Source organism: Nonomuraea typhae (genome assembly GCF_009760925.1).
GTDB classification, from domain to species: domain Bacteria; phylum Actinomycetota; class Actinomycetes; order Streptosporangiales; family Streptosporangiaceae; genus Nonomuraea; species Nonomuraea typhae.
Genome location: NZ_VRLV01000005.1, coordinates 291896 through 308101, shown reverse-complemented (window position 1 = coordinate 308101; position 16206 = coordinate 291896). Strand labels below are relative to the sequence as shown.

General features: G+C 69.4%; 14 protein-coding genes. 9 read left to right on the top strand and 5 right to left on the bottom strand.

Annotation, left to right across the window (positions count from 1 at the left end; all coding sequences use genetic code 11):
- Positions 1–1163 precede the first annotated feature (1163 nt).
- The gene (locus tag FVE25_RS20855) at positions 1164–2594 is read left to right on the top strand and encodes an HNH endonuclease (protein WP_157248679.1); all 1431 of its coding nucleotides are present in this window, start codon (positions 1164–1166) and stop codon (positions 2592–2594) included.
- Between the two features lie 234 nt (positions 2595–2828).
- On the opposite strand, the gene FVE25_RS20850 is transcribed toward FVE25_RS20855, so the two are convergent.
- Complete coding sequence (locus tag FVE25_RS20850) at positions 2829–3038, bottom strand: hypothetical protein (RefSeq protein ID WP_157248678.1); 210 nt, start codon at positions 3036–3038, stop codon at positions 2829–2831.
- 125 nt (positions 3039–3163) lie between these two features.
- Here FVE25_RS20850 and FVE25_RS20845 point away from each other — a divergent pair, with 125 nt between their 5' ends.
- Both FVE25_RS20845 and FVE25_RS20840 read left to right on the top strand, forming a co-directional pair.
- Positions 3164–3505: a DUF5713 family protein gene (locus tag FVE25_RS20845; RefSeq protein WP_157248677.1), complete on the top strand. Its 342-nt coding sequence runs from the start codon at positions 3164–3166 to the stop codon at positions 3503–3505.
- Between the two features lie 274 nt (positions 3506–3779).
- The gene (locus tag FVE25_RS20840; protein WP_157248676.1) at positions 3780–4166 is read left to right on the top strand and encodes a RidA family protein; all 387 of its coding nucleotides are present in this window, start codon (positions 3780–3782) and stop codon (positions 4164–4166) included.
- 51 nt (positions 4167–4217) lie between these two features.
- Here FVE25_RS20840 and FVE25_RS20835 read toward each other — a convergent pair whose 3' ends face one another.
- Positions 4218–7178 carry an AfsR/SARP family transcriptional regulator gene (locus FVE25_RS20835; protein ID WP_157248675.1) on the bottom strand — a complete coding sequence of 987 codons (2961 nt, stop codon included), beginning with the start codon at positions 7176–7178 and terminating at the stop codon, positions 4218–4220.
- Between the two features lie 59 nt (positions 7179–7237).
- Between FVE25_RS20835 and FVE25_RS20830 the strand changes: the two genes are divergently transcribed.
- Positions 7238–7612, top strand: a complete 375-nt coding sequence (locus FVE25_RS20830) for an NADPH-dependent FMN reductase (protein ID WP_157248674.1) — start codon at positions 7238–7240, stop codon at positions 7610–7612.
- On the top strand, positions 7609–9135 hold the full coding sequence (locus FVE25_RS20825) for an MFS transporter (protein WP_157248673.1): 1527 nt from the start codon (positions 7609–7611) through the stop codon (positions 9133–9135). Before FVE25_RS20830 ends, FVE25_RS20825 begins: the two co-directional genes overlap by 4 nt.
- A gap of 57 nt (positions 9136–9192) precedes the next feature.
- Here the strand turns inward: FVE25_RS20825 and FVE25_RS20820 are convergent, their stop codons facing one another.
- Both FVE25_RS20820 and lysS read right to left on the bottom strand, forming a co-directional pair.
- Positions 9193–9702, bottom strand: a complete 510-nt coding sequence (locus FVE25_RS20820; protein ID WP_157248672.1) for an AAA family ATPase — start codon at positions 9700–9702, stop codon at positions 9193–9195.
- A complete protein-coding gene (gene lysS, locus FVE25_RS20815; protein WP_157248671.1) occupies positions 9699–11291 on the bottom strand; it encodes a lysine--tRNA ligase in 1593 nt (530 codons plus the stop codon). Before lysS ends, FVE25_RS20820 begins: the two co-directional genes overlap by 4 nt.
- Before the next feature lie 202 nt (positions 11292–11493).
- On the opposite strand from lysS, the gene FVE25_RS20810 reads away from it, so the two are divergent.
- Positions 11494–12225 (top strand): glycosyltransferase family 2 protein, encoded by a 732-nt coding sequence (locus FVE25_RS20810; protein WP_157248670.1) that lies wholly within the window; start codon positions 11494–11496, stop codon positions 12223–12225.
- Entirely contained in the window at positions 12210–13175 is a 966-nt protein-coding gene (locus FVE25_RS20805) for a ketopantoate reductase family protein (protein WP_157248669.1), read from the top strand. Before FVE25_RS20810 ends, FVE25_RS20805 begins: the two co-directional genes overlap by 16 nt.
- On the opposite strand, the gene FVE25_RS20800 is transcribed toward FVE25_RS20805, so the two are convergent.
- The gene (locus FVE25_RS20800) at positions 13141–13668 is read right to left on the bottom strand and encodes a DUF6886 family protein (protein ID WP_157248668.1); all 528 of its coding nucleotides are present in this window, start codon (positions 13666–13668) and stop codon (positions 13141–13143) included. The two genes, FVE25_RS20805 and FVE25_RS20800, sit on opposite strands and share 35 nt — an antisense overlap.
- Before the next feature lie 85 nt (positions 13669–13753).
- On the opposite strand from FVE25_RS20800, the gene FVE25_RS20795 reads away from it, so the two are divergent.
- Together FVE25_RS20795 and FVE25_RS20790 are read left to right on the top strand one after the other, a co-directional pair.
- A complete protein-coding gene (locus FVE25_RS20795; protein WP_157248667.1) occupies positions 13754–14128 on the top strand; it encodes a hypothetical protein in 375 nt (124 codons plus the stop codon).
- Between the two features lie 64 nt (positions 14129–14192).
- Entirely contained in the window at positions 14193–16094 is a 1902-nt protein-coding gene (locus FVE25_RS20790) for a sensor histidine kinase (RefSeq protein WP_157248666.1), read from the top strand.
- Positions 16095–16206: the final 112 nt, after the last annotated feature.

Genomic DNA, 16206 nt, shown 5'->3' with positions numbered 1-16206 from the left:
GACGGCCAGCCATACGTAACCTGCGGCTAGAGGTGCACGAAGCTGCCGAATGCCTGGTAGAAGGTTAGTTAGCACGTCCCGATCGTGCGCTCATGCCCAGGGGACTTCAACACCTACTCGTTGCTCCATCCCGCTGGCAGCCATCCCAGGATTCGACGGGGCCACCCCTAGACCCATGTGAAGTTATCGGCAAAGAACTCCAGCAGCTAGACCTCGAGATTGACGGAGTCCTTCGTCTGCCACACCTTGACCACGTAGGGCGTTTGGCGCGTTTCCTGCTCCTGGAACTCCGGCTCGCCAGACGCCTGGAGCGAGTCAGGGGATGGACATGCCGACGTTCTTCCACGCCAGCGCCAGCGTGGCAGTCGGTCCATCCGGGGCTTACCTGCCGACCGGCGCCCGATACGACGCGGCGACCAACCGTCCCAGCCAAGACTCAGTCTTCCTCCCTCACAACACGCGCAAGCCGCGCGCCGCAGGCGCGCACGATCGAATCGCCCGAGCGCAGCGAGGACCATAGGCCGCGGTGGGCTCCAACTGCCCAACCACCCAGTCGGACAACGGGTGGGAGCTCAAGAAGAACGCCCGAGCGCAGCGAGGACGACCAGGGGTCGGGGCCGTGCCCCGACTGGAAGAACGCGCGAAGCACCATGCCCTTAGCCCCGGGAATCGTCCGACCGGAGGGATGACCTTTAGGGGCCGAGCTTCGGCTTGACTGGAGAAACGCCTGGAACCCATACGCGCGAAGCGCGCCAAGGTGAACGACCTTGCTTGTGGACCTAAGCGTTGCCTACTCGAACACGGGCCGCAGGTACGGAGCTGCGTCACATGATCGAGCTTTGGGCAACGCCCATTGCCACTAGATCGCCCTGCTGGGTGATCACTTCATGACGGCTCAACGCCGGAGCCCCGGTCAGGAGCTTTACGCTCAGCTCGGGTGGTGACGATGCGCGGAGCGAAGGGCCGTTGTGTGGGTGGCGTCGCCGTACTTCCCGGCTGCGCAGCAGATGAGAAGACCCGCAGGCTCGGCGGCAAAAGGCCGCACACTACAGACCGCCACCCGCGAACTGGGGGTCCTGCCGCGAGTGGTGAACTACCTACAGACAGGGGGTTCCCGGGGTGGACACGCGAGCGAATTTGTCAGGGTTGGCTAGCTTTTATATGTGATCACCTCCCCTGCCCTCCGACGCGACTTCATCAAGAAGATCGGCAAGTTGTCCCCTCGCGTTGTGCGAGGCAACGCCCATACGCACCGTCCACTTCTGCTGCTGTGGCTGCTCGGTCGCACTGCCGTTGGTGCATCTCGGTTAACCACCTGGAAGGAAACGCGCGCCGCGTTCGAGAAGCTCGAAGCCACCTACGGCAACGGCACCACGTCCGACAGTGCCCAGTACCCGTTCTGGGTCTTGCATGCCACGGATGCCCTCTGGGAGATCGAGGCCGCGGACCAGATCACGCCCTCACCAGGACGACGCCGACCCACCATCAGCGTGCTTGACCAAGTCAATCCCGAAGCCGGCTTCACACCGGACGTGTACGCGATGCTGAGCACGGACTCTGGTCTGGTGGCGAACGCGGCTGCGATTCTACTGGCCCGCTTCTTCAATCCCGTACCAGCGGGGCTGGTCGCTGCCGTTGGTCTGGACGGTCTACTGCCAGCCGGCCGAGAGGTTGACCTGGTCCTGCCGATCCCCGGATCTGTGGCGTTCCCCAAACGAAAGGCCATTCACACAGACCTTGGGGGTCAGTGGACCAGTGGGATCAGTACCCTTGACGACGGCCTGATGTGCGTATTCTCCAACGCTAAGGGTCCCTATGACGACCAAGCCATCCCTGGTACGGATCTGATCGAGTACCGCGGTCAAGGGCTGAGTGGCGACCAAACCCTCCAAGGTGGGGGCAACGCTCAACTGCTGGTTTGCCAGGAGAAACGGGAACCTATCAGGTACTGGCACCAGCCTGCCGATGGCGAATGGGGCTTTGACACGTGGGCCGTCATTGTGGATCGGCGCAGGGTGTGGGGCAAGGGCGAGGACAAACAGTGGAGGCGCGAGTTCGCCTGGGTACTGGCCCCGGTGCCGTCCCCCTTCCGAAACCAATGGCCGCAGTCAGTCATTGATCGGCTTGCCCAGGATGACGGGCAGACGCACGACGAGACTCTCGGGACAGAAGCTCCTACTGCGGTCACCAAGCAGGATGCAGGCAGGCAGTACCGCAAGCTATGTGAGTCCGTAGAACGCAGAGAAGCGGTCAACCACACCAGGACGACCCACACCGCTTCTGACCGCTACTTCCGCTCTGCGGATGCCCGTATTGCCGTGATGCTGCGCGCCCAAGGCACGTGCGAGAACCCCGACTGTGGCGGCCAACCGGCTGATGTCACCGACAAGGGTGGTGCCATCCTCGAAGTCGACCACGTCGACGAACGGGCCACCCAGGGCCGCGACCACCCTGCGAACATGATTGCGTTGTGTCCCAACTGCCATTCGATCAAAACTCGAGGCAGTACCAGGCACGACCTCAAACGCAAGCTGAAGGCGCAGGTCGAGCGTCTCCACCGTGAAGCACAAGCGTGGGAGACCCTGACCACATAACCAGCAGAAACAGGATCACGCGAAGGCTGATTCATACACCACGCCCGTGGACGTGGCCCCGAATCGTTGCTCACCCGGATGATCAGCCTCGGCGCCTCGGTATCACGGTGGCCGAGCCACAGCTGCATTGTCGGTCGCTCCAGGACGGAACACCACTCAGATGACCGTGCCCGCGCCAAGTGGATCACCGTGGCTTCCGGCGGAACTCAAGCTGCACTCGAGGATTCCATGCCCTCAGCAGGAGCGGTAGTGGCCTTCCTCCTGCCACCAGGCCCAACGCACGCTAGGAGCCTTCGCGGTCGTGGAGGAACTGGGCGACACCCAGGAGTCGGCGAGGCGTTCGAGCCGTTCCATCAGGGCGAGGTCGGTGATCGTCTCCGCGTTGTACAGGAGGCGGGCGGCGTTTGCGATGTCCACCATGGTCTCGGTGTCGGGTTGGTTCATGACGCATTCCGGCTGTTTACGGATTTGTCGGAGCATAGGCCACTGCAGCACCACAGGTTGCCGAGTTACCCGCCATGGCATGATCTGACCTGCAAAAGGCTGACCCGCCCCCTATGGAGTTCACTGTGCCGCTCACCAACCAGCGAGTCGTCGACCACGCGTTCTTCGCGAGCATGTACCGGGACGACTACTACCCCGACCACGTTGTGGACAAAGCCCGGCAGATCCTCCTCAACCTGTGCGAGCGCATCGAGGAGGTACGACCGGCGGATCTGACCGGCCTGTACGGGCTTACGCATGCCGCGACCGAGGACGTCAACGACCTGGAGTCGGAGTTCGCGGCGGCAGGCAGCGAGATCGAGACGGTGGCGAGGGAGGCGATCGCGGAGGAGTTCTGGTTCGTCGCCACCGCATACGGGTTCACCGAGGTGGACGTTGAGGAGCTGATCGCGCCTCGGGAGTGGTGACCACCGGCTCCGGGGGTCTGCCGATCGCCTAGGTGCTCGCCTCGCCAGGCGTCCGGTAGGACGCCTGGCGAGGTATTTCGGGTTGCGGCAACCGCGGATGTTAGCGCCCGTCCCCCCGACTTCCGGCACCTCTCCGCGGGAGAAACACTACTCTCGGTATAAGTTTCGTCGCAACTGGTTATGGATTTCTCTACCCGGGGAAGGGGACGCGGGGCCAATTAAGCGGCCAATCAGGACGGGTGGAGAAGAGGTCTCCGCAGGTAGATTGCCGGATATGGAGATTCTTACGCGGAATCCGCGCGATGGTGTTTATGCGGCAACCGAGGACTATGTCCACGCGATCGAGGTGCGTGGGGCGGAGCGGATGTTGTTCGTGGCCGGGACCATGGGGCTGGACGGGGGCGGGAATCCTGGGAGGACGCTGGAGGAGCAGCTGGGGCTCATATGGTCAAATATCCGGGCGATCCTGGCCGCCGCCGACATGACCGTGGACAACATCGTCCGGCTGACCAGCTACCTCAGAAGCCCGGACTACGCCGAGGCCAACGCCAAGGCGAGGACGGACGCGCTGGGCGGGCGGCCGGTTCCGACCACGGCCATCGTGGTCCAGACTCTGCAGGAGTCCTGGCTGGTGGAACTCGAGGTGATCGCCGCCGGATAAATCCCGTTAAATCGGCTACACCGACTACACCGACTGCACCGACTAAATCGTCTAAATCGACTCGAAGCCTCGGACATACTCCGCCTCAAAGCCATCCCCCTGCAACCGGGCCGTGATGCGATCCACGTCGAACCGCTCCCCTTCGGGCAACGGCGCACCCACGGAAGCCCGCAACCCAGCAGCCCGTCCCAGCAAATAGGCCCCCTCGGCAGCCGAAGCAGCAACCCCGGCCAGCCCCTCAAAGGCGAGCGCCACGGCCCGAGGATCCCCGACGGCCTCGGCCCGGGCCAGGCTCTCCCGATGCCGGGCCCGGGCCCCGTCGAGATCCCCTCGCATCTCCGCGACGAACCCGAGCTCAGCCTGGATCAGCGCCAGGGCGGCATCGGAGTCCAGCGCATGATCCCAGTCGATCCACTCCAGAAGCTCCGCCTCGGCCTCGTCGAGCCGCCCCTGCCTCCGGTAGGACAGCGCCAGCCCGAGCCCGGCGAACTCCTCCCCCACCGTGTATCCCTGCTCGCCGGCAAGCACCTTGGCCCGCCGGTGCAGCGAGTCGGCCTGCTCGAAGCTCCCTTCCAGCAGGGCGAGCCGGCCGAGCAGGGAGAACTTGTCCGCGACCTCGGTCCACAGCCCCAGTTCCTCGGCCATCCGCAGCCCGTCCCGATGGACCCGCGCGGCCTCGGCGTAGTCCCCCACGACCTCGGCATGCCAGGCGACGGCGAACCCGGCGTGCGACTGCCCCCACCGATCCCCCAGCTCGGCGAACAGCTCCAGACTCTCCCGCCCATAGGAGTGAGCGGCATCCAGCGAACTCCTCAGCAACGCCTGCCGAGCCTGGACGGACCGCGCGAAGGCGAGACCCCACTGATCGCCAATGGCCGAGAACCCGCGGGCGGCCCGGGCGGCCAGCTCTTCACCGGCGTTAAGATCGCCGATCCCGAGCTGCGCGGCGGCGAGAAAAGCCTGCGCCCGCGCGAGCCCGGCGATGTACCCGAGGTCGTCCACCGCCCGGGGAGCCGGCACGGACGTGACGGCCTCGCCGGTGCGCAGGGTGAAGGCGGCCAGCCACGTCCGGGTGATGTCGCCGCCTTCGCGAACCTGGGCCAGATACCGCTGCCCCTCGCCCAGCCGGCCCCGCAGCACCCAGTACCAGGCCAGCGCGTTGACCAGCCGTTCCGACGGCGCGGCGGCCCGGAAGTTGGCCGCCTCCGCGTCCAGCCGCAGCAGCCACTGCCGCTGTTCCGGCCCCCGCAGGTACGGCTCGGCCCGCTCGGCCAGCGCCACGTAGTACTCCCGATGCCGGCGCCGGATCTCCTCGGCCTCGCCGGCGTCCCGCAGCCGCTCGACGCAGTAGGCGGCCACCGACTCCAGCAGCCGATACCGCGGCCCCTCGGTCACCACGACGAGTGACCGGTCCACCAGCCTGGGCAGAAGGGGCAGGGCGTCCTCGCCGCACACCGCCTCGGCCGCCTCCAGCGTGCACCCGTCGGCATGGACGGCCAGCCGCCGCAAGACCACCTGCTCGTCGGGCCCCAGCAGCTCCCAGCTCCAGTCGATCATGGCCCGGAGCGTCCGCTGCCGGGCGGGCGCGTCGTTCCGCCCGCCCTCCAGCACCCGGAACCGATCGTCCAGCCGGGCGGACAGCTCCCGGACTCCCAGCGCGCGTACCCGGGTGGCCGCCAGCTCCAACGCCAGCGGGATCCCGTCGAGTCGCCGGCAGATGGTCGCCACGGACGCGGCGTCCAGCTCCACGCCGGGTGCGGCGGCCGAAGCCCGTGCCACGAACAGGCGCTCGGCCGCATCCTGGGGCAGGGCGGGCACATTCCACAGCTGCTCTCCCGCCACCCCCAACGGCTCCTGGCTGGTCGCCAGGATCCGCAACGACGGCGCACTCCCCAGCAGCAAGGCGGCCAGCCGCGCGACAGGCTCGGTCACGTGCTCGCAGTTGTCCAGTACGAGCAGCATGTCCTTGCCCCGCAACGCCTCGGCCAGCCGTACGGCCAGCGAGGGGCCTTCGTCACGCACCCCGAGCGTGGCCGCCACGACCTCGGCCACCTCCCCGCCGGTGGCCCCGGCCAGCTCGACCAGCCAGACGCCGTCGGGGCGGGCCGCGCGCTGCGCGGTCTCCACGGCCAGCCGGGTCTTGCCGACGCCTCCTGGCCCGGTCAGGGTGACGAGCCGCGAGCCGTACAGCAGCTCGGTGACGGCGGCGACGTCCGCGTCACGCCCGATGAGGTCGGTGAGGGGGACGGGCAGGTTGGTACGGCGGGCCGCGACCACGGGCGGGTCCAGCGCGGGATCCTGCCGGAGGATGGCCTGGTGGAGCCCGGCGAGATCGGGCCCCGGCACCAGCCCCAGCTCTTCGTCGAGCTGGACCCGCAGGTCCGCGTAGCTGTCCAGGGCCTCCTTCTGCCGCCCGGCCCGGTAGAGGGCCCGCAGGTGGGCGGCGCGCAGCCGTTCCCGGAGGGGGTGGCGAGCGACGAGGTCGCCCAGTTCGTCGGCGAGCAGGGCGTGCTCGCCCAGGTCCAGCCGGGCTTCTGCGTGCTCCTCCAGGGCGGTCAGCCGGAGTTCCTCCAGCCGCGCGATCTCGGGCCTGGCGAACTCCTCGTCGGCGAAGTCGATCAACGCCGGCCCGCGCCACAGCGCCAGCGCGTCGGCCAGCAGCGCGGCTTTGGCGGCGCCGTCCAGCGCCCTGGCCTCGGTCAGCAGCGTCTGGAACCGACCGGTGTCGACCTCGGATGGAGCCACTTCGAGCCGGTAGCCGGAGGCCCCCGAGACCACGCTCTCCTTGCCGACGATGCGGCGGAGCTGGGAGACGCGGGTCTGCAGGGCGCCCGTGGGGTTGGCGGGCAGGGCGCCGCTCCAGAGGGAGTCGATGAGCCGGTCGGCCGGAACCACTCTGCCGGGGGCGAGCAGCAGGTGGGCCAGCAGGGTGCGGACCTTCACCTCGGGCACCCTGACCTGCGCGCCCTCCGGCCCCCACACCGCGAGCGGCCCCAGCACCCCGAATCGCATGAGCCTCACCGTAGTGGAGCTGGAGAAAACCTGAAGTGCCCGGATGCACAGTTCGGTGCATGAACGACGGACACCCGCGGCTGGCGGTGGTCACCGGCTCGGATCACTCGGCGGCCGCCCTGATCGCCGAGCGGGCTTGTGTGACCTTCGGGCTGGAGGTCGACGTGATCGATCTCGAGTCCGCCCGCCTGCCGGACCCGGCGCCTTCGCGGGCGCTGGTGCCGCCGGCCGTACGGGATCTGAAGCCGTGGCTGGTCGCGGCTCAGGGGTTCGTGGTGGTGGCGGTCCGGTCGTGGACGCTGCGCAAGGCGGTGTTCTGGTGCGCCGAGGCGTGGCGGGCCAAGCCGGTCGCGCTGGTCACCGATCCTGCGCTGCTGATCCCGTCCACCATCGATCGAATGTTCGGCAATCTTCTACGACAGGATTTTTCATGAACAAGGCTGGACCCCGGCAGTGGTTCGGGCTCTCGATCCTCCTGCTGCCCACCGTGCTGCTCTTCCTGGCCATGACCGTGTTGTTCCTGGCCACGCCGCAGATCGCGGCGGACCTGGATCCGAGCGGATCGCAGCTGTTGTGGATCAACGATATCTACGGCTTCATGATGGCCGGTCTGCTCGTGGCCTTCGGGACCGTGGGTGACCGGATCGGACGCAGGAAGATTCTGTTGTTCGGCGCGGCGGCCTTCGGCGTGGCCTCGCTGGCGGCTTCGCTGGCGCCGAACGCCGATCTGCTCATCGCGGCCCGGGCGGTGATGGGCGTGGGCGCGGCGGCGGTGATGCCGTCGACGCTCTCGCTGATCAGCAACATGTTCAAGGACGACAGGCAGCGCGGCACCGCCATCGGCCTGTGGGCGGCCTCGATCTCCGTCGGCGTCGCGGTCGGGCCGCTGGTCGGCGGGTTGCTGCTGGAGGCGTTCTGGTGGGGCGCGGCGCTGCTGGCGGGCGTTCCGGTCATGCTGGTCGTGCTGGTCGGGGCGCCGTTCCTGATCCCCGAATACCGCGCGCCGAAGAGCGGCGGTCTCGACCTGACGAGCGTGCTGCTGTCGATGCTGACGCTGCTGCCGATCGTCTACGGCGTGAAGGAGCTGGCCAAGAGCGGCGCCGGCGTGGTCTCCCTGGGGACGCTCGCGGCCGGCCTGCTGTTCGGGGTGATCTTCGTGCGCAGGCAGCTGCGCCTGGAGAACCCGCTGCTGGACATGCGGCTGTTCGCCAACAAGGTCTTCAGCGGCGCGCTGGGCGTGTTCATGCTGAGCGCGATCGCGCTGGGCGGTGTGTACCTGCTGTTCACGCAGTACCTGCAGCTCGTGGCCGGCCTGTCGCCGCTCGAGGCCGGGCTGTGGATCCTGCCCGCGGCCCTGGCGCTGGTGGCGGTCTCGACGTTGTCGCCGGTCCTCGCCCGCAGGGTACGGCCGGCGTACGTGATCAGCGGCGGCGCGCTGCTGTCGGTGCTCGGTTACCTGCTGATGACCCAGGTGGGCAGCGTGGCGGGCCTGCCGATGCTGATCACCGGCTTCTACGTGCTCTACCCGGGCATCGCCCCGGCGATGGCACTGAACACGGCCCTGGTGATCGGCGCGGCGCCGCCGGAGAAGGCCGGCGCCGCCTCCGCGGTGAACACCACCGCCAGCGACCTGGGCACCTCACTGGGCGTCGCGGTCCTCGGCACCGTGGGCACGGCCGTCTACCGTGCGGCGATGCCCGCCGGGGCGCCCGACACCCTGTCCGGCGCGCTGGTGGCGGCCGAGGACCTGCCCGGCCAGGCCGGTGCGGCGCTGGCGGCGGCGGCGCGGGCCGCCTACACCGATGGCCTGAACGTGGCGGGCGGCATCGCCGCGGCCCTGGTGGCCGGGGCGATCGTCCTGGCGCTGACGACGCTCAGGAAGGTCCCGGCCACGCAGCACACCCAGGCCGCCGAGCCCGAGCCGGCCACCGAGCGGGAGGAGGTGGTAGCCGCATAAATCCCAGTGAGAGTGGACATATCGCCCGGGTTGGAGGGACTCCCTCCGGCCCGGGCTTCACCCTATGCGCGCCAGGATCAGGTCCACGGTCTGCTCGACGGTCAGCGAGCTGGAGTCGATCCAGTGGCCGATGCGCGGAGTCTCGGTCCGCAGCGAGTGGTCGAGCTGGGCGACCGTCCATTCGCCGTAGCCGGTCTTGGGCCGCTCGCGCTCCCGCAGTTCCACCACCTCTGCCGAGGGCGCCAGCACCACGACCTCCAACGGGCTGCGCACCAGAGACACGAAGTACTCCAGCTCCTTGCCCAGCACCACGTCCTGCACGACGGCCGTGAACCCCGCCTCGGCATACCGGTCGGCCACCCCGGCCGCGATGGCGTAGCGCAGCCGGAGCTGGCCGAGAGCCTCCTCGGCGAGTTCGGGCGTCATCTCCGCGCGCCCGTTCACCACCATCCGCCGGAAGGCGTCCCCCCGGACGTGCGCCGACCGCGGCAGCCGCTCGGCCAGCGCCTGCGCCACCGTGGACTTGCCCGACGCCGAGATCCCCGTGATCAGAATGACGCGGCTCATGCCGACACCAGCCTCCGCACCCGCTCGGCGCCGACGGCCAGCAGCAGCGTGGGCAGCCGCGGCCCGGTGTCCCGCCCGATCAGCAGCCGGTAGAGCAGCGCGAAGAAGCCCCGCTGCGCCTGCTTCAGCTCCGGAGTCGGCTTGGCGTCCACCGGCAACCCGGCCACCAGCTTCGGCACGCCGTACACCAGCGTGGACAGTCCCTCGACCGACCAGTGCTCGTCGAGCCCCTCCAGGAACAGCCGGATCGACGCGGCGGCCTCCTCGCCGAGGCCGGACAGCAGCTCGGCGTCGGGCTCGTCGCGCACGTGGGTGCGCAGTTCGGCGGGCACCTGCGTCTCCACCCACCGCTGCGCCCTGTCCAGCCGGGGACGTGCCTCGTCCAGGGCCGCCACGCCGTCCACGTCGCCGAGGATGCGCAGGGTCTGCCGCGGGTCGCCGGTGGTGATGTCGGCGATCGAGGCCAGCGTCCGGTAGGTGACCGGGTGCGGCGTGGCCGGCAGCGTGCCCGCCGCGGTCGAGGTGGCGCGGGCGTGGGCGGCCTTCTCGGCGGGCAACCCGCCACCGGACCCGATCTTCCGGCCGAGCGCGTCCCACTCGTCGTAGAGGCGCTGGATCTCCTGGTCGAAGGCGATCTTGAAGGACTGCTCCGGCTTACGGCGGGCGTACAGCCAGCGCAGCACCGGCGCCTCCATGATCTCCAGGGCGTCGGCCGGAGTCGGGACGCCGCCCTTGGAACTGCTCATCTTGGCCATGCCGGTGATGCCGACGAAGGCGTACATGGGGCCGATGGGTTGTTCGCCGCCGAAGACCTCGCCGACGATCCGGCCGCCCACGATCCAGGCCGAGCCGGGCGAGTGGTGGTCGACGCCGGAGGGCTCGAAGACCACGCCCTCGTGCGCCCAGCGCATCGGCCAGTCCACCTTCCAGACGAGCTTGCCCCGGTCGTGCTCGGCCAGCCGTACGCTCTCGCCGAAACCGCACGCGCAGGTGTAGGCCAGTTCGGTGCTCTCGTCGTCGTAGGCCGTGACCGTGGTGAGGTCGCGCTCGCACAGCGCGCAGTACGGCTTGTAGGGGAAGTAGCGCTCCACGGCCTTGGTGCGGTACTGGTCGAGAATGGCGTCGATCTTGCCGCGGTGCTCCATCGCGCGCAGGATCGGCTCGCGGTAGGCGCCCGCGGTGTAGCGCTCGGTCTGGCTGATGGCCGTGACCTCGATGCCGAGTTCGGCCAGGGCGGCGGTCAGCGGCGCCTTGAAGTGCTCGGCCCAGTTGGGGTGCTCGCTGCCGGGCGGGGCGGGCACCGCGGTGAGCGGCTTGCCGACGTGCGCCTCCCAGGCGGGGTCGATGCCGGCGGGCACGCGGCGGAAACGGTCGTAGTCATCCCAGGACAGCAGGTGCACGCACGCCCGCCCGCGGCGGCGAATCTCGTCGGCCACGAGGTGCGGGGTCATGACCTCGCGGAGATTTCCCAGGTGGATCGGTCCTGACGGGCTGAGGCCGGAGGCGCAGACGACGGGTTTGCCCGGCGCGCGACGATCCGCCTCGGCGATGACCTCGTCTGCGAACTTGGCGACCCAGTCTGCGATCATCGCCCCATTCTGGCAGCCTCCGGGCGGCGGGCGGCTACCGTTTCCCCAATCCGGCACATTTCAGCTTTCCCGTCAAGTGGCCACATCCGGACAGCTTTCCCGCTGATTTCCTGGCTGGCGGGAAGAATCCGGTGTTATAGATCCTTTGACTGTGCAAGGCGATGTCAAGCCGCCTGCAGGCATCCGGGCGCACCTTGTAGCCATGAAGCTCTCCGCCAGCGTCACCGTTGTGGTCCCGGCCATGAACGAAGCCGAGAACCTGCCTCACGTCTTCGCCACCCTGCCGTCCTGGATCGACGAGGTCATCCTGGTGGACGGCAACTCGACCGACGACACCGTCGCCGTCGCCCGCCGCCTGCGTCCCGACCTCCGCGTCGTCACCCAGACCGGGCGGGGCAAGGGCAACGCCCTGATCGCCGGATTCGCCGCCGCCAAGGGCGACATCATCGTCATGATCGACGCCGACGGCTCGACCGACGGCCGCGAGATCGGCGCCTTCGTCCAGGCGCTGGTCGAGGGCGCGGACTTCGCCAAGGGCTCGCGGTACGTGCCCGGCGGCGGCTCCAGCGACATCAGCCCGCTGCGCTCCCTGGGCAACCGGACGCTGACCGGCCTGACGAACCTGCTGTATGGAACGCGCTACACCGACCTGTGCTACGGCTACAACGCCTTCTGGGCCCGTCACCTCGACGCGATGGCGCTCGACTGCGACGGCTTCGAGATCGAGACCCTCATGAACGTGCGCGCCGCCCAGGCCGGCCTGCTCATCCAGGAGGTGCCCAGCCACGAGCACTGCCGCATCCACGGCGAGAGCAACCTGCACGCCGTGCGTGACGGCTGGCGCGTGCTGAAGACGATCCTGCGCGAGCGCAGCCGAGGCCGTCTGGTCGCCGCACCGGCGCCTAGTAGCCTCGGATCATGCGCTATATCGTGATCGGTGCCGGCGCTGTCGGCGGCACCATCGGGGCCAAGCTCTTCCAGGGCGGCCACGAGGTGTTGCTCATCGCCCGCGGCGCCCACCACGCAGCCCTCCGCGCGAGCGGCATGCGACTGATCACCCCCAGCACCACCGAGACGCTCGCCGTCCCGGTGGCCGACGGCCCCGTCCCCACCGGCGAGGACGACGTGCTCGTCCTGGCCACCAAGTCCCAGGACACCGTCGCCGCCCTCGACGGCTGGTCCCGCGAGCTGCCGGTCGTCCTGGCCCAGAACGGCGTCGGCAACGAGCCGGTCGCCCTGCGGCGTTTCGCACGCGTGTACGGCATGTGCGTCTGGCTGCCCGCCCTCCACCTGGAGCCGGGCGTCGTCGTCTCGTACGGCGCGCCGCACCCGGGCATGCTGCACGTCGGCCGTTATCCACAGGGTGTGGACGACCTGGCCGCGCAGGTGACCGCCGACCTGACCGGCTCCGGGTTCGTGACGCGGCCCGTACCGGATGTGATGCGCTGGAAGTACGGCAAGCTGCTCGGCAACCTCGGCAACGCGGCCGAGGCGCTGTGCGAGCCCGGCTTCGCCGACATCCACGTCCAGGCCAGAGCCGAGGCGATGCGCGTGCTGGACGCGGCCGGGATCGCCTACAGCACCCAGGAGGAGGAGCGCGAGCTGCGCGGCCACCTTGTGGACCTGGCTCCCGTGGACGGCGTGGCCCGCGGCGGCGGTTCTTCGTGGCAGAGCCTGGCCAGGGGCAACGGCACCATCGAGGCCGACTTCCTCAACGGCGAGATCGTGTTGCTGGCCCGCACGCTCGGCCTCCCGGCGCCGGTCAACGAGGTGCTGCAGCGCGAGGCCAACCGGGCGGCGCGCGAGAAGCTGCCTCCCGGCTCGATGCCGGTGGCCAAGCTCCAGGCGCTCATCGACGAGCGTTGCGCAGCCGTATCCCGCTGAACTCCAGTGTGCTCGCGGTGACCTGGTTCCAGAACGGCCAGAGGTTGTCGAGCACGCGAAGCTGGATCCCGGCCTCCTCGTGCAGGTCGATCAGGTCGGTCACCGGCTCCGGCGGCCCCAGCGGCACCACCGGCACCTCGGCGACGACCGCGTGCGGCGGGTCTCCGATGGGCCGGAACGGCTCGGCCGGCAGCCGGTAGGCGTACAACCTGACATCCATGATCGCCTTGAGCCAGCCGTACTCGATGGCGTGCACCCGGTCGCCGGAGCCGGCACCGATGATGCGCTCGGCGTCCCGCTCGGTGGTGCGCGGCCCCTTCCAGGCCATCGCCCGCGGGCAGTCGCGCGGGAACCAGTAGTCGGGGCAGCGGTCGGGACCGACGGCCCAGACGTACGGCTCGCGCCGCGACGAGGTCCTGGCGACGTGGGGCTCGAACTGGTCGATGGTCGGGTCCTCGGAGAAGTGCAGCACCTGGCCTGGTCCGGGTCTCATGAGACCAATCGTGACCTGGCGCTCCAGGGAAAGCACGCATATTTCCCCCTCGGCGGGGCAGCAGCAACCGCCGAGGTGAATTCAGATGATCGTTTTGGGTCTTGTTCTCGTACTGATCGCGACCGGTGCGATCGTCGTGGCGGCGATGGAGCCGAGTGCGACGGCCACCGACGCGTCCTTCACCATCCTCAACTACTCCTTCGCGCCGAACCATCTGGAGATGTTCGTCGCGGGCGCCGCGGTCGCCGCGGTTCTGCTGATCGGCATCGCGATGGTCAACTCGGGGGCGCGGCGGGCGGCCGTGCGCCGCCGGGAGTCGCGCCACAACCGGCACGAGGCCGCTCGGCTGGAAGAGGAGAAGCGGGCGCTCGAGCGCCGACTGGAGCACGAGGCTCCCCGGCAGAACCATGACCGGCTCGTTGCCGGCAGTCACCGGCGGACCGAGGATCATCCGGCATAGCGCCCAAATCCGGCGTCTCCGGGTGTAAGGTGCGAGGCGCTCGCATCGTGCACCCGGAGGTCGCATGCCCCCCCAGCGTGGCCGCCCCATTGCGCTCAAGCTCCTGGTCCTGCTGTTCGTCCCGCTGGTCTCGCTGGTGGGTCTATGGGCGTTCGCCGCGGGGCTGACCGGCGGTGAGGGAATGCGCCTCCTGGAGATCAACAACCTGGTCAACAACCTGGTGGACCCGGCCGAGCAGGTCGTCATCCAGCTCCAGACCGAGCGCCAGCTGTCCATCGAGCACATCTCCGGCAAACGCCAGGGCGACGAGGTGGCCAAACAGCGCGGGCAGACCGACCACGCCCTGAAGCGCCTGCACCAGCTCGCCGCCGCCGAGCAGAACATCTCCCCCGAGATGGACGCCCAGCTGCGCGGCCTCAACACCGCGCTGGAACAACTGCCCGACATCCGGACCATCGCCTCCGGCTACGCGCCCCGGCCCCTCGACGTGATCATCGGCTACAACCGGATCGTCGACGCGGTCTACCGCATGTACGACGCGATGATCCTCGTCCCCGACACCTCGCTCTACCGGCAGGCCCGCGCCATCACCATGCTCGGCGAGGCCAAGGAGCTCCTCGCCCGCGAACGGGCCGTGGTCACGGTCGTCCTCGACGTCGGCAAGGTCGGCAAGGGCGAGCGCGAGGCGTTCACCGGCATGGTCGCCACCCGGCGGCTGCTGTTCACCCAGGCGCTGGCCCAGCTCGACGACGGGCTGCGCGCGCCGTACGACGCGCTCGTGGCCGGACCCGCCTACCGCGAGTTCCTCGAACTCGAGGACCTCCTGGGCGGCCAGGCCACCTTCAACGGCCTGCCCGCCGGCGCGGCCACCTGGCCCACCGACGCGAGCAACCTCTGGACCGCCGTCGAACGCAACCAGCTCGAGGCCACCCGCGGCATCGTGAGCCGGGTCAACCCCACCGCCAACGCCATCCTCATCAAGATCGGCATCGCGGGCGGCGTCGGCCTGCTCGCCGTCATCGCCTCCATCGGCCTCTCGCTGCGCTTCCGCCGCCGCCTCGTCCGCGAGCTGGCCGCCCTCCGCGCCGCCGCCGCGGAACTGGCCGAGGTACGGCTGCGCGGCCTCGTCCAGCGGCTGCGGGCCGGCAACCAGGCGCCGGAGCCCATCCAGATCGAGCCCCTGACCGTGGCAGCCAACACCACCGAGGTCCACGACATCGTCCAGGCGTTCAACAGCGTGCAGAGCACCGCCGTCGAGGCCGCCGTCGGCCAGGCCAGGCTCCGGCACGGCGTCAACCAGGTCTTCGTCAACCTCGCCCGGCGCAACCAGTCGCTGCTGCACCGCCAGCTCCTCCAGCTCGACGGCATGGAGCGCGGCACCGAGGACCCCGAAGAGCTGGAAGACCTGTTCAAGCTCGACCACCTGACCACCCGCATGCGACGGCACGCGGAAAGCCTGATCATCCTGTCGGGGCAGGCGCCCGGACGCGGCTGGCGCAACCCGGTGCCCATCCTCGACGTGCTGCGCGCCGCCGTCGCCGAGGTGGAGGAGTACCAGCGCGTCGAGGTGCTCCAGCCGCCCGCCATCGCCCTGGCCGGCAGCGCCGTCACCGACGTCGCCCACCTCGTGGCCGAGCTCGTGGAGAACGCCACGCTGTTCTCGCCGCCGCAGACCCGGGTGGACCTGCGCAGCACCATCACCCCGCACGGGCTCAGCATCGAGATCGAGGACCGGGGGCTCGGGCTGACCCGCACCGAGATCGACGAGCTCAACGCGCGGCTGGAGGCCACCCCCGAGTTCGACCTGGCGCAGAGCGACCGGCTCGGGCTGTTCGTGGTGGCCCGCCTGGCCGCCCGGCACGGCATCCTGGTACGGCTCGGCCCCTCGCCGTACGGCGGGCTGACGGCGCTGGTGGGGCTGCCGGGCACGTTGCTGTCGGAACAGCCGGCACTGGCGGGCCGCTGACCGTCCGCGCCTTCTTCTCCTGGGCGGGCGCGGCCTGCGGCACGATCAGAGCGGCGCTCCGGCCGACACCTTCATGGCCATCCCCGGTTCGCAGCGTTGTCGTTCTCTTGGA